We start from the raw sequence: 13,438 nt of genomic DNA on the forward strand, positions 1-13,438 counted from the left end.
TCAGTCTTTATGCATCATTTGAAAGTATTTCATATGATCGAAATACATCTCATGAAATACCTGATATTTACGATTGTAATACTGTTTAATTTTGTTGGTCTGCGGCGTTACGGTCTTTCCTATACGACTCATGGCATTCATCGCCTCCGGCAGTGAATCATAGATGCCCGCTGCCACGGTGCCCATCATTGCGCCTCCCAGCAACATGGCTTCACTTTCTTCCGGCAATAGCATCGTGCAGCCGGTGGCGTTGGCGTGCTCCTGCACAAATATAGGATTTTTAGTACCACCGCCGCTGGCCATGATGGTATCAATGCGATAGCCGTTCTTGTTCATGGTTTCGATAATATGCCGAGTACCCAGCGCTATAGCCTGGAGGGTGGACAGATAATGCAGGGCCAAATCTTCCGGCGTATTGGAAAGTTTTAGTCCGGTCATCACCCCGGTCAGCGTCGGGTTGGCACGAGGTGAACGATTGCCGTGAAAATAAGGCAGCATATGAATATCACGGGTGAGGAAGGCGATATCTTCTGGCTCGCCCGCCATATGGCGCAGGATATCATTCAGCACTTCATAAATGGTTTTCCCGGCAGTTTTCCCTTGCTTCAGCAGCGCCGGGTAACAGGGATGGGATTGAATGATATGATCGATCAGGGCCCCCGTGACCGACTGCCCCCCTTCGTTAAGCCAATAGCCAGGTAAAATAGCCGAATAGTAGGGACCCCAAACGCCTTTGATGTAACATGGGTTACCGGAAATAGCCATATGACAAGTCGATGTACCGCCAATCAACGCAATGCGACGGTCAAAATCCGCATGTTCGCCCGACGCGCCGGTGGCGCCCAGCGTCCCCAGACTACCCGCATGCGCATCAATGATCGAGACGCTGACCGCAGTCCCGGGGATCAATCCCATCTCGGCGGCGGCACGTTGCGTCAGACCACGTCCTAGCGGTTCACCCATCATTTTCACATCACGACCGATTTTGGCCGCATCATGCTCCAATAATTCTTCTAATTCAATTTGTTTGAAAAAGCTGTCATCCCAACGATTTTCATGACCGAGATAAGTCCATTTACAGACTAACGAACAAAGCGAACGCGTCTCATCCGAGGTTGCCCGCCAGGTGAGATAATCGGGCAGGTCGAAAAAATGACCCGCATTATTCCACGTATTCGGCATATGTTGCCTGAGCCATAACAGTTTCGGCATCTGCATTTCAGGCGAAATGACGCCACCGACATAATCGAGCACTCGGTGTTTTGTCGTGTTAATACGCTCGGCCTGGCTGATGGCGCGATGGTCCAACCAGACGATAACGTTTTGCTCGTTACGACCTGAGGGACTGATGGTGAGAGGTTGGCCTTTTTTATCCAGCACCACCAATGAGCAAGTGGCGTCAAAACCCAATCCTTTCACCTGGATGGGATTCACATCCGCTATATTTAGCGCATCACGCACCGCCTGACAAATAGCTTGCCAGATATCATCCGACGACTGTTCAATAAAATTGTCTTTTGGACGAAACAGCGCTATTTCCCGACTGGCTTGGCCAACCATTCTGCCGGTGATATCGAACACCCCTGCACGCGCGCTACTCGTTCCGACATCCACACCAATAAAATAATTTGCCATAGTTTTTCCCTTTGTGTTTATGCTCTACGATTTTGTAAGGCAATAAATAGGATTAACACGCCGCCCCAAAGCGCCATCGTCAGATAGCTACTGACGCCAAGCAGATTCAGGCCGCTTTCCAACATCTGCAATACTACCAGCGCCAAAATCAATCCCAGTACACGACCGAATCCACCATCCGGATTGATACCGCCGAGGACCGAGGCGAGAATAGTCACCAGCAGGTAAGAGTCGCCATAACCCGCTTTGGCAGAGTTGAACTTTCCCATCATTAACAGCGCCGCGCCCCAACCGAGCAAAGCGGAAAGGATATAGACGATAATCTGTACCCGATGAGTGTTAACACCGCTAAAACGTGTCGCCTGCTCGTTAGAGCCGATCAAATACAGACTGCGTCCTAACGTGGTGTGCTCAAGTAATATCCATAACGCGATCATCACCAGTAAAAACAGGACTAGCGCCACCGGGATACCCAGCAGATTGCCGTTACCGAGAAACTGGATGACATTCGGAAAGCCGGAGATCACATTTCCATTGGAAAGAAGGATATTCAGGCCGCTAATCAGGGTCATGGTACCGAGCGTGGCAAGTATCGGCGACACACCTATCCACGCTATCAGCACGCCGTTTAGCGCACCGATGAGCACCGCCAGCAACAGCCCGGCCAGTAACGCCAGTATCAAAAATAGCGGTTGTCCGGAGTGGCTGACGATAATGGCCGCCATAAGCAGCGCACAGGCGTTGGAACTGGCGATAATGGACAGATTAATACCGCCGGTCAGCATGGTGATGCCCATGCCCAGCGCCAACATCCCTAGGATCGGCAGTTGGGAGCTGATAGACTGAAAATTCCCCACGCTGAAAAAGCGTATGCCGAGCGTGAATGAAAATACCATCGCCACAGCGATAATGATCATGAGTTGTAAGCGAATATTGCGATCGGCCGACAGAAACCGGGTGAGCGTTGCCATATTAAAGTTCCTTCGCCAGTTTACGTTTTTCATTCCAGGCGGTGCTGCTGATACTGATCAAGATAATCATCCCGCTAAATACGGTATGCCAGTAAGACGAGACGCCGAGCAGCGTCAGACCATTTTGCAAAAAAGCCAGCAACATAACACCGAGCAGGGTACCGGTCAGCGAACCGCTGCCGCCCGTCATACTGGTCCCTCCCAGTACTACCGCGGCCAGCACCGTCAGTTCGAAACCAAACAGCGAGTTGGGTGCTACCGACTGCGTAATCTGCGCCTGTACCACGGCGGCGACTCCAGCCAGTAATCCCATATAGCCGTAGGCATAAAAATGCAGCTTCAGTAAATTCATCCCCAGACGCGATGCGGCATCATGGTTACTGCCCATGGCATAAATCTGCCGCCCCAGGCGGGTGAAATTCATCAGCACGCCCGTGACGATAAACACCAGACACAGGCATAACAAAGGCAGCGTGATACCGTAATTGTTGCCATCGCCGGCCGTGAAGGAAAACCAGTTAATACCGTTCATGAACCAAAGAGGGAAACCATAGAGCCATTTACCGCCGGTAAACCAGACCAGCAGGCCGTAAAACAGGTTCAACGTAGCGATGGTGATAATAATGGCCGGTACGCGCAGGTTATAGACCAAAAAGCCATTAATTAGACCGAGCACCATGCCGCATAGCATCGCCAGTGCGAAGGCGATAATAAAATTACCGCCATGGGCAATGATCCAGCTCGCCATCACATACTGCGCAATGGCGGTCATTGCCGGGAAAGAAATATCGATCCCGCCGGCAATCAGCACCACAAATAACCCGCATGCGAGTATGCCGAGAATGGCATAGCTGGTCGCGACATCAGTCAGGTTACCCACGGTCAGAAATTCACCGGTACCGACGCTGAGGCCTAGCGCCAGCAGTAAAACCAATAAACCCAACCAGAATTCATGATGCGTTACCCACTGACTGAGCGTGCGTTTATTCATTCACCACCCCCGCAATCTGTTGTTCAGTACACTGGTGCGGCGCGAATGTCGCCACCAGTTCGCCTTTGCGCATGACAATAACGCGGTGGCTGTTGTAATAGGCTTCGGGGACTTCGTCACAAATCATCATTACCGCCATGCCGGACTCCGCCAGTGCGCGCACGATACGATAGATGCCTTCTTTATTGGCGATATCCACCCCGACGGTAGGTGAATCGAGGATTAAAATACGCGGTCGCGTCGCCACCCATTTGGCAATAGCCACACGTTGGGCATTCCCGCCGGATAACGTTTGCACCGGCCGGGAAGGATCGGTCACTTTGATATTCAGTTCCCGAATTAAGATATCGACCTCATTACGCGCTTTATGGTGATCCAGCAGCTTCAGGCGGGTATGCAAACGATCAAAAATCGATACCAGCAAGTTGTCGAAAATCGGCTGTTGCATAATCAGCCCTTTGGCCTGCCGATCCTCGGAAACATAGGCAATACCACAGCGGATGGCATCACGATTACTTCGAAACCGGACCGGCCGGCCCGCGACCAGCATCTGGCCGCTGTCGGGCTGAGTCATACCGAACAATGACAAACATAATTCGGTACGCCCCGCGCCCAGCAGACCGATAATAGAGATAATCTCACCTCGACGCAGCGCCAGGTTGACATTGCGATACTGCCCGGCGCGCGACAGATTTTTCACCTCAAGCAGCGGTGTTTCCTCCGTTGACGCACGTGCCGGCAAATGGCTGAACGTGAAACGCTGACCGGTCATGAGGAAAGCCAGCTCGTCGCGATCCAATTCACTCGCCGGCCAGGTGCCAATCAGTTTGCCATCACGCATGACGCTAATGCGATCCGCGATTTCCATCACCTCGTCCAGCCGGTGGCTGACAAATACCACGCAGATACCGGCCATTTTCAGTTCGGTAACAACGCGCAGCAGGCTGTTGACTTCCTGCCGAGTCAGCGACGCAGTAGGTTCATCCATAATCACCAAGCTGGCATCAGCCGCCAGTGCGCGACAAATGGCAACAAGCTGGCGGTCAGCGATCGATAATGTTGCTACTTTTTTATCAGGATCGAGCGTGATGCCTACGCGCGCCATAACCGCACACGCCAGTTTACGCATCGCACGGCGTTGCACCCAAAAGCCGCCGCCCGGCAAATAACAATGAATGGTAATATTTTCCGCGACCGAAAGATTAGGAAACAGCGAAAGATCTTGATAGATCACCTGAATACCATAATGCGCAGAAAGCTGTGGTGTGAGATGATGAAATAATTTCCCATCCAGGCTAATAACAGCTTTTTCTTCCGGTTGATATACTCCGGAAATAATTTTAATGATAGTACTTTTGCCGCAACCATTTTGTCCGGCCAGACAATGTACCTCACCTTTATTCAGCGTCAGAGTAATATCATCAAGTGCCAGCACGCCTGGGAATTTTTTGCTGATATTCTCCAGCGTGATAAAGGGTGTGTCGGCAATCATGAATAAATCCTTACAGCACAATACATATGCGCTGCTATTGAGCATAAATTATCAGGAGAGGAATACTGATGCGTTATACCTTATTTCACATCAGTATCTTTTCCGGTAAAGCGATGCATTAACTTAAAAACCCAATGACGTTGCGTTATCTTTGGTTACTGTAAGAATTTTATCAAAGCGGATAACTTTATGCTCCATATCGACATTCGCCTTACCCAGTCCATCAATCGTTAAATCTTTTGTTACCGGCTTGCCATTCAGCAATTGTTCGGCCACCGTCACCAAGGCATACCCCGCGTCTTTTGGATCCCATAGCAGCACTTTTTTAATATCGCCGCGTAACAGGTAGGGCGCCGCCTGAGCCGGCATGGCAATGCCGACCACTGCCAATTTATTCTGGGCCCGTTTCTGCGCTACCGCCTGACCCGCGCCGATCGGCCCCAGTGAACCGAAGCCAATAATCCCTTTCAGGTCTGGATAGGTTTTCATTAGATCGAGAGTGGTGGAATAGGCGTTGTCAAGGTTTTCACCTACCGGTAAACGCGAGGTGACTTCTTTCATCGCCGGATATTTCTCTTTCTGATACTTAATCGCATAATTCGCCCAGGTATTATGCAAGGGTACCGTCAGGGAACCGACGTAAATAGCGTAACCACCCTTGCTGTGCATGTCTTTGGCTAATTCATCTACATTTGCCTGGGCGTATTTTTCGCTGTCGATGGTTTCAATATCCCATTGGCCGATTTGCTGATCCGGCTACTCATGGGTTAATACCACAATACCTTGATCGCGCGCCTTTTTTAATACCAATTCCAATACTTTAGCATCATCAGGCACTACAATAATCGCGTCCACTTTTTTTGCTATCAAATCCTCAATGACTTTCTCCTGTTGGGCTGGATCGGGCGTTGAGGGACCGACCTGATAAGCATTGACATTCAACTTCTTTCCAGCTTCATTCACCCCGGCTTCCATGCGCGTAAACCAGGGGATACCGGTAACTTTCACTACCACGGCAATCTCGTGCTTGGCGGCGGCCATAGCAGGAAAGGCTGATAACATGCACGCCGCCAGCGCACACACATTAAAAAATGCGAGTTTCATTTTCATAAAAGATATACCCTTTTATTTGTAGGGATGGCGTTTATTCAGCAGTGAAGTTAACAGATAAGCGGAAAGGGGTAGATGAGAAAAGTATAAAATGTGACACATGAGCATTTTTGTAAAAAATGGTCATTAATAATGTTATATTTTAATTAAATTTAAAATTATGTAGAAAATTTACCACATAAAATGTTATTTATATGTTATTTTAGTTAAAAAATATGAGTAATTGTGACTTTCGGCTGGTCTTATCCTCAATATTGTCTCGATTTCGATTGAAAAAATTTCTTTTACAGGAGCATTTTTATAAATCTTGTGAGATGCATAATAAAATTATTCGACCGGTTATTGAATGAGAGAGACCTATCTGTCGATTAATATACGTTATTTAATTACAGTCTCTTCATCCAGCCTTTCAATGAATTGCGCTGATAACAAGTCTGATAAACCCGAGGCTTACGGCGCGAACGCAGTACCCAAAGGCCCTCAGTGATTAGCAAGTTGCGCAGCGTTTCAACGGAGGCCTGCAGGTTATGGTGTTCGAGAAGTACGCAGCAGGCATGAAAATGAATTTGACACGTTTTCTGTCTCTGCCACATCTAAAGGAGTCGATGAGTCCTACTGACGGCCATTATGTTGACGCAGCGTTATCCAAGATGCAGCGTATCCGACATGTCGCGCTGAACGTGCCGCACTGGCTGGCGGAAATAGCCTCCCTGGGAGGAACCCAATGATGCCGGTGTTTCCGTTTCACATGACCGACGAGACACTTTGGCGCGACGTAGCGCCGTTGCTGAATGGACATGAGATGTATTACGCCGATCTACGCGAGGTACAACAATCGAAAACATGGTACGGCAAAATGTCCGCGCCTGCCCATTGCGCTGCATTCTGGTGGGAGGAGGGCTACGTGGCTCGGGAGAATGTTCGACAGGAACTCGATCGCGTAGCAGCCTTGATACTTATTGCCACATCTTGTCGGCCTGACACGTTGGAGCAAGTCGCGCGAAAAGTCCATTCAGCATATGCAATACCACTAGGGCCATTCAAGGGCCTGGCTCCGTCTGCCATTGTTGCGTTTTTACACCACCAGCATGCTGGCAATCAACAATTAATTGACCGTGTGCGCGAGATGGGTGTGTTTAGGAAGAGAAGTATTCATTCGGCAAACGTTGATGCAACGCCGGAGCGATATTGCCCGTCTCGACTCCATCAAAAGTTGTCCAACGCTAATTATTGCTGCAGAGGAGAATGATCTACGCAGCTTAGACGAGGCCCAGGAACTATGCGCCGGCATACCATCCACAACGCTCAAGCTAATAAAAAAGTAAGGGGCTGGGCATCTCGCCTTGCTGATCTCATTTCGTTATCGCATGCTCTTTTTTATATTATTTTTGGTTTGGAAGAGAGCATGTTAAAACGGCATACCCGCGCCGAACAGTTACGGCATATTGAAGCCTGGCGGCGCAGCGGATTAACCAAGTCACTTTATTGTCAACAACACCGCATTGCGCCTCACAACTTTTATCGCTGGTTGAAAATTCGGCCAATGAGCAGCGATGCGACCGCCCCGGCGCTCGGCGCGTTTATTCCCGTTCAGCGCAGGACCCCGGATGCCGGCCGCAGCGAAACCGTCATGCTCAATCTGCCCAACGGCTGCTCGGTCAGTTGCCTGCCATCACAACTGATGAGCGTGATGCAGGCACTGTCATTATGCTAATCCCGCAGCACATCTGGCTGGCGCTCGAACCGGTGGATATGCGCCGCGGCATTGATACGCTCACCCAATACATCACCGACAATCTGCACCAGGCCTGGCAGGAAGGCGCCGCCTTTGTTTTTTGCAACAAGTCACACTCCCGCATGAAGGTGTTGCGCTGGGATAAACACGGCGTCTGGCTGTGCCTGCGCCGTCTCCACCAGGGCCATTTTATCTGGCCCAAACAGGGCGATGCCGCCTGGAATCTGTCGCCGGAACAGTTCGATTGGCTGACCAAGGGCATCGACTGGCAACGCGTTGACGGCCTGGATTTAAGCCAATGGAAATAAAGATAAAAGTGAATTAATACCTTGATTTTAAATGACAATAATGCCCTGTTTTGATAAAATAAATACATGGATATTGACTCGCTGCTGACCTCACAAGACCCCGATGACCTGCGCTCCCTGGCGTTGAAATTACTCGCGGACCTTGAACAGAAAACGTCGGCGCTTGAGCAGCAAACGCAAAAAAACCGGGCGCAGGAAGCGGTCGCATCGACACTGCGCTCCGACCTTGAGCAGCAAACACAAAAAAATCAGGCGCTGGCACAGTATATCCAGCAACTGGAAGAGGCGCTGAAAAATGCCCGCCGCTGGCGCTTCGGCCGTAAAAGCGAAGCCTTCCAGGGCGAGCAGCGCGGCCTGTTTGATGAAGATATCGAGTCCGATGCCGCCGATATCGAACAGCAGCATGAAACGCTATTAACCGAACCGAAAACCCCCAAACCGGCGGTACCTAAACGCCGCCCGCTGCCGCCAGAATTACCCCGCCAGGACAGACCCTGTAAATAATTCTGTGTAATTGCCACCCTATTAAATGTGACCGTTCAGTCGGTCACCGAACTCAATAATAAATCGACTCATTGCCAGCCGCCAATTTTGAATCGGCATGCTCCATTTTTTCGACGCCGACTGTATCGCAAGGTATATTACTTTGCGTACCGAGCCATCCGTCGGGAACACTTTGCGTTTCTTGATAGCCTGTCGGATCACGCTATTGAGCGATTCTATCGAGTTAGTTGTGTATATTGCCTTGCGGATATCAGGCGGATAACCAAAGAAGGTATTGAGATTTTCCCAGTTGGCCCGCCAGCTTTTGCTGATCTGGGGATATTTACCGTCCCAGGCGTTTGCGAATTCATCCAGCGCCATCAGGGCGGCTTCTTCCGTCGGCGATTGATAGACGGCTTTCAGCCCGTCAGTAACACCCTTGTAGTCTTTCCACGATACGAATTTCAGGCTGTTGCGTACCATGTGGATAATGCAAAGCTGGATATGTGTTTGCGGGTAGACGCTGTTTATCGCCTCCGGGAAGCCTTTCAAGCCATCTACACAGGCGATAAGGATGTCCTGAAGCCCACGATTTTTCAGCTCAGCCAGTACATTAAGCCAGAACTTCGCGCCCTCATTTTCTGCCAACCACATGCCGAGCAACTCTTTTTTGCCCTCGGTATTGATACCCAACGCAAGGAAAACGGCCTTGTTTATCACCGAACCATTGTGTCGGATTTTTACCACAATACAGTCAAGATAAACAATGGGATACAGTGAGTCCAGCGGACGATTTTGCCATTCGGTTACCTGTTCTTTAACAGCATCCGTCACTTTGGATATCAAGGTGGCCGACACGTCAGCGTCATACATTTCTTTGAACGTCGTGACGATTTCACGCGTGGTCATGCCTTTGGCATAAAGAGATAAAATCTGGCTATCCATCTGGGTGATACGGGTCTGGTTCTTCTTGATAAGCTGCGGCTCGAAGGTTCCTTCACGGTCACGTGGCGTGTTTAGCGCGATCTCCCCGTCATCAATAAGCAATGTTTTTGAGGAGTACCCGTTACGGGTGTTGGTACCGGTTTTGGGCGTGTTTTTCTCATGCCCAAGGTGGTCAGTGAGTTCAGCGTTCAGCGCCGTTTCCACGGTGAGCTTAGTTAACATGCGTGAAAACTGATTGAGATCAGCTTCGGTCTTGATGTCTTTGGCCAGCTCTGTAGCAAGTGCCTGAAGTTTCTTCTCGTCCATAATTTACCTGTCTCCGTTGTTCGGATAACGATATCAAAAACAGGCAATTACACAATTTAATTTACAGGCTCGAAGCGGCTAAATTATTTATAGAACAAGGGTTTTATTGGGGGTGTGTAAATAATTCTGGAGAATATCACTGCTTTTTTATTAATACCTCGTCTCTGGATGAAACATATTTATCCGATTCGAAGTGGAAAGCCAATTCATGAGATGTGTACCGCATCTTTTACTCAATGATCGATGTGTCCGGAATATTCTTTGATTATTTTAACTTGATGATATGTGACATCAAAAAACCATGCCCTGACACTAACGAAAATTAACGCCATGATGCTAAATTGTTATGAAGATATTATATATAGCGATAATATATGACTAATTCTTATAAAAAAGTAGCCGAGTTGAAGCAAAACTTCGAAGAAGGGCTAAGAAAAAAGTTGTTCTGAGTGCACAAGTGACAAGTGACAGTTTGACGCAATCAATAGAGCGACCGAATGAATGTCCGACTGCTTGATCAAAAAAGTTTTATTCCAGCAATTCTCCTGCCAGCATGTTCTTTTGCGAGGGGAGGACTCGGTCACACACTCCACAAATACTTTCCTGTCATGAGAGCGTTCAGGCAGGCTTTCAGTGGACACCACAGTATGACGGCTGGTCGCTGATTCACGAGGTTGAGTCGGAGGAAGATGAAATGTAGCTGCGTTGCCATCCTTTTAGACCATTGGATGACAAAAACTTCTCTGATTTCCTGGAGAGCGGTATGTCAGCCATGACATAGTATCTAATTCCGTGTCCTGACTGCATTGTTCGGACATCAGGGCATTGAAGCGGAACTATAATTGTTTATCGGTGGATTCTGAATAACTGAAGGTGAGGTAAACCGCTATGTTACCTCTCACCAAATGGCTTCGGCTTGATTGTACAGCCCGTAAGCCATGTTTCATGACCAAACGGACGTGCTGCCGCTGGTAAACTATAGGGGCATGGTGGTATTCGGAAAAGAATGAAGATAGAGCACTTAAAGCATATCTGCACAAATGGATTATAGGTTAATTTGGAAGAAATGATAATGGGCTAAGCGGGAGAGCGCAACATGACAAAATCACATCTGTTAACCTCTCAATATAATCATGCCCATGTAGATTTTATGGCTTCCACTGTCGCTTTCATGGAACGCCAAAAAAAAACTATTGATGTGTGTATGGTTGAGGCTAAAATTCCCAGCGAACATCTTGATTTCTTCAGGAAACGGCTGGCGCACTATAGAGCTATATATACTCCGCAGCAATGAGCCAGATTATTGTGTTATAGATTTATTTGACCATGACCATCAAGCATATTTGCATAATGTTATACTTCTTTATTTTTCCATCTAGAAAGTATTTTACCATGATTTATCAAAAAAATGATTTCTATTGTTCACAAATAAGCTTGTCTAAATTGATCAAAAGTATAACAGATAACGCTTAATTTAGTATTAAATATCGCGTCGTTTTCAGTCAGCATTCCTTCAATGATGCTCACGACTGCCGGCGATTTGGCAATGCCATCCATATCGGCTAATGTCAGAATGCCCACCGGATTCCAGCACAGGCTATTGGCGAATTTTGTCCAAATCTCACCGCGTATGTTGTCAGATAGCGGGGCGCGGAGGCCTCCTTGTTCTAGCAGATGGGATAGCAGACGCGCGCGTTCGGAATGCCTACCGTTAAGTTCACTTAGGGGATACCGGCCTTGATCGCCATCCTGCTACGTTACGCCCGGTTTGATGCTGTGCGCACCGTACCAGAAAACCACCGGCAGGACCTGTTCCGGTGGCATTGTTTGCCATTGCCGGTCCTCGGGATCAACGTAAGCGAGATGCCGGTTTTTAAACGGGCCCTTTAATTCGTGGAAAAAGAAATAGGGTATTCCGGTGGAAGGCGGCAGAATGGCGGTCTCTTCGCCGATCAGATGACTAATACTTGCCAGTAATGTATTGGCTTGCTGGATTTTCGTGGCAACAATCACATAGTCCTGCACCCCTAATTCCTCAGGGGTTGTCGCGGCATGGACTTGAAAAGTGAAGTCTTGATCCGGTTTAATGACGCGCATCCCTCGCTGCTGAATTATTGTTACGACTTCTTCTCGATCGATAATTGACACATCGCATTGTTTTGACCGCGCAAGATGACCGGCAAGAGGACATCCTACCGCACCCGCCCCATATACGCAGATTTTAGGAATTCGTTGGCTCATATGTTGCTCCCTTATTTTAAACCCATGATAGTGCTTTAGCTTTTAAACCCATCATTGAATATATTGAATCGGGTGGCGGGGTATAAATGTTGGAGAGTCAACAGTGTAAAAGGTCGCAGTTCGCTTTATGTGGCAATACGTGACATTGCGCCTACGGCAGGATGAGCCGGTGCTCCCCCTTTTCAATAAGCATTCCACGAACAATAAAACCCACGATAATATCGTTTATCTTTTTCCAGTCATTATTTTTAGAAAAATCACCGAATAAAGGTGATACCCGGTGACGAAAAGACGTTGGGTAAAATGTTACACCCAGAGCGCACGAGTATAACCAATGAAAAACATCTGGTTCATAATTTGACAGCACCTCTTGTGTCAGAGCGTGCAGTAAAAATGTCACGCCATGGAATAACTCGGTAATGACTTTAACCATACCTTCGGATGGCTCGGTGAGGACCGCACCGTAAAGCTGACGTATGGCTTCGGCTCCGTTTTTATCGGCCCATTCTGGATTGACGGAAGGGCACACCCACGCGGAAATGATTTCTTTCAACTCGACCGCTTCTCCCTGTTGCAAGCGAAGTTGGCAGCCGCGCAGCCCCTCGAACTGTTTGTCCCTTACCGGCCCGAGCCTGCGTTCAAAGACCTCCTGTAAAAAGCTTTCCTTGGAATTCCAGTGATAGGTGAGCGTACCGATGCCAGCACCGGCTTCGGCGGCGATAATACGCATGGAGGCACCTTCGTATCCCATACGGATAAAGACCCGTTCCGCGGCATCCAGATAGCTGCTTCGCCTGGCGCTTGAGACTGAGTTGCCCTCCCTGTCATTCTTCATATTTTTGTCCCTCAGCAAAAGAGTAATCCTCAATATTGGCAGAGTTGAATTGAGTATCAATAAGTTACCGCATCAAAAAGGAAAATGCTATTCATAAAAGTGCTTATAAATGCAAAAATTATTTATTTTTATTGTTTATGTAAATATAAAATACAGTATTAGATTTTTTAAGAATTATAGAGAAATTTAGCAAATGTTCAGTGCAATAATTTTAAAATTGATAATAACTCAGCCAAAAGTAGCCCATGATATGTTTGTTGAAAGTTAAATATGTTAATAAAATAGCTATGTTTCATGCTGGCAAACCCTTTTTTTATCAAAAAATGCTATTTTTTGATGATTTAAGCTATTAAAAATGAGAGCAACGATTTTCTGATTAAATTTGT

12 protein-coding genes and 1 pseudogene are annotated in these 13,438 nt (G+C 48.0%); 5 read left to right on the forward strand and 8 right to left on the reverse strand.

All coding sequences use genetic code 11. The features are described from left to right. The 5 genes and pseudogenes from HB631_RS20740 to HB631_RS20760 all read right to left on the reverse strand — a co-directional run bounded on the left by HB631_RS20740 (window position 1) and on the right by HB631_RS20760 (window position 6,199). Window positions 1–1,635, reverse strand: coding sequence for an FGGY-family carbohydrate kinase (locus HB631_RS20740; RefSeq protein ID WP_213993078.1), 1,635 nt, complete (start codon window positions 1,633–1,635; stop codon window positions 1–3). Between the two features lie 17 nt (window positions 1,636–1,652). Further along, window positions 1,653–2,606, reverse strand: a complete 954-nt coding sequence (locus HB631_RS20745; RefSeq protein WP_213993079.1) for an ABC transporter permease — start codon at window positions 2,604–2,606, stop codon at window positions 1,653–1,655. A gap of 1 nt (window position 2,607) precedes the next feature. Next, a complete protein-coding gene (locus tag HB631_RS20750) occupies window positions 2,608–3,597 on the reverse strand; it encodes an ABC transporter permease (RefSeq protein WP_213993080.1) in 990 nt (329 codons plus the stop codon). Continuing rightward, window positions 3,590–5,089 (reverse strand): sugar ABC transporter ATP-binding protein, encoded by a 1,500-nt coding sequence (locus HB631_RS20755; RefSeq protein WP_213993081.1) that lies wholly within the window; start codon window positions 5,087–5,089, stop codon window positions 3,590–3,592. The genes HB631_RS20750 and HB631_RS20755 overlap by 8 nt, the downstream gene beginning before the upstream one ends. A gap of 123 nt (window positions 5,090–5,212) precedes the next feature. Next, a pseudogene (locus HB631_RS20760) lies at window positions 5,213–6,199 on the reverse strand (autoinducer 2 ABC transporter substrate-binding protein). A 605-nt stretch (window positions 6,200–6,804) separates the two neighbouring features. Here HB631_RS20760 and HB631_RS27135 point away from each other — a divergent pair. From HB631_RS27135 to HB631_RS20775, 4 genes are all read left to right on the forward strand, one after another. Next, window positions 6,805–6,927, forward strand: a complete 123-nt coding sequence (locus HB631_RS27135) for a hypothetical protein (RefSeq protein ID WP_255557182.1) — start codon at window positions 6,805–6,807, stop codon at window positions 6,925–6,927. Between the two features lie 551 nt (window positions 6,928–7,478). Continuing rightward, window positions 7,479–7,913: a hypothetical protein gene (locus HB631_RS27140; RefSeq protein ID WP_255557184.1), complete on the forward strand. Its 435-nt coding sequence runs from the start codon at window positions 7,479–7,481 to the stop codon at window positions 7,911–7,913. Then, window positions 7,907–8,242, forward strand: a complete 336-nt coding sequence (gene tnpB / locus HB631_RS20770) for an IS66 family insertion sequence element accessory protein TnpB (RefSeq protein WP_213993082.1) — start codon at window positions 7,907–7,909, stop codon at window positions 8,240–8,242. The genes HB631_RS27140 and tnpB overlap by 7 nt, the downstream gene beginning before the upstream one ends. A 66-nt stretch (window positions 8,243–8,308) precedes the next feature. Continuing rightward, entirely contained in the window at window positions 8,309–8,746 is a 438-nt protein-coding gene (locus tag HB631_RS20775; protein WP_213993083.1) for a hypothetical protein, read from the forward strand. Window positions 8,747–8,767: 21 nt separating this feature from the next. On the opposite strand, the gene HB631_RS20780 is transcribed toward HB631_RS20775, so the two are convergent. Next, on the reverse strand, window positions 8,768–9,976 hold the full coding sequence (locus HB631_RS20780; RefSeq protein ID WP_213993084.1) for an IS256 family transposase: 1,209 nt from the start codon (window positions 9,974–9,976) through the stop codon (window positions 8,768–8,770). A 1,096-nt stretch (window positions 9,977–11,072) separates the two neighbouring features. On the opposite strand from HB631_RS20780, the gene HB631_RS20785 reads away from it, so the two are divergent. After that, the gene (locus tag HB631_RS20785) at window positions 11,073–11,270 is read left to right on the forward strand and encodes a DNA polymerase III subunit theta (protein WP_213993085.1); all 198 of its coding nucleotides are present in this window, start codon (window positions 11,073–11,075) and stop codon (window positions 11,268–11,270) included. Window positions 11,271–11,728: 458 nt separating this feature from the next. Here HB631_RS20785 and HB631_RS20790 read toward each other — a convergent pair whose 3' ends face one another. Together HB631_RS20790 and HB631_RS20795 are read right to left on the reverse strand one after the other, a co-directional pair. Continuing rightward, window positions 11,729–12,217, reverse strand: coding sequence for a 2-dehydropantoate 2-reductase N-terminal domain-containing protein (locus tag HB631_RS20790; RefSeq protein WP_213993086.1), 489 nt, complete (start codon window positions 12,215–12,217; stop codon window positions 11,729–11,731). A 151-nt stretch (window positions 12,218–12,368) separates the two neighbouring features. Further along, window positions 12,369–13,052, reverse strand: a complete 684-nt coding sequence (locus HB631_RS20795; protein WP_213993087.1) for a TetR/AcrR family transcriptional regulator — start codon at window positions 13,050–13,052, stop codon at window positions 12,369–12,371. Window positions 13,053–13,438 lie beyond the last annotated feature (386 nt).

The sequence above is a fragment of the Sodalis sp. dw_96 genome (assembly GCF_018449575.1).
GTDB lineage: Bacteria > Pseudomonadota > Gammaproteobacteria > Enterobacterales > Enterobacteriaceae > Acerihabitans.

Bases quoted from the DNA above. Each gene is read 5' to 3' on its own strand.
- HB631_RS20740 (WP_213993078.1), bottom strand. From the start codon at position 1,635: ATGGCAAATTATTTTATTGGTGTGGATGTCGGAACGAGTAGCGCGCGT.
- HB631_RS20745 (WP_213993079.1), bottom strand. From the start codon at position 2,606: ATGGCAACGCTCACCCGGTTTCTGTCGGCCGATCGCAATATTCGCTTA.
- HB631_RS20750 (WP_213993080.1), bottom strand. From the start codon at position 3,597: ATGAATAAACGCACGCTCAGTCAGTGGGTAACGCATCATGAATTCTGG.
- HB631_RS20755 (WP_213993081.1), bottom strand. From the start codon at position 5,089: ATGATTGCCGACACACCCTTTATCACGCTGGAGAATATCAGCAAAAAA.
- HB631_RS27135 (WP_255557182.1), top strand. From the start codon at position 6,805: ATGAGTCCTACTGACGGCCATTATGTTGACGCAGCGTTATCCAAGATG.
- HB631_RS27140 (WP_255557184.1), top strand. From the start codon at position 7,479: ATGCGCCGGCATACCATCCACAACGCTCAAGCTAATAAAAAAGTAAGG.
- tnpB (WP_213993082.1), top strand. From the start codon at position 7,907: ATGCTAATCCCGCAGCACATCTGGCTGGCGCTCGAACCGGTGGATATG.
- HB631_RS20775 (WP_213993083.1), top strand. From the start codon at position 8,309: ATGGATATTGACTCGCTGCTGACCTCACAAGACCCCGATGACCTGCGC.
- HB631_RS20780 (WP_213993084.1), bottom strand. From the start codon at position 9,976: ATGGACGAGAAGAAACTTCAGGCACTTGCTACAGAGCTGGCCAAAGAC.
- HB631_RS20785 (WP_213993085.1), top strand. From the start codon at position 11,073: ATGACAAAATCACATCTGTTAACCTCTCAATATAATCATGCCCATGTA.
- HB631_RS20790 (WP_213993086.1), bottom strand. From the start codon at position 12,217: ATGAGCCAACGAATTCCTAAAATCTGCGTATATGGGGCGGGTGCGGTA.
- HB631_RS20795 (WP_213993087.1), bottom strand. From the start codon at position 13,052: ATGAAGAATGACAGGGAGGGCAACTCAGTCTCAAGCGCCAGGCGAAGC.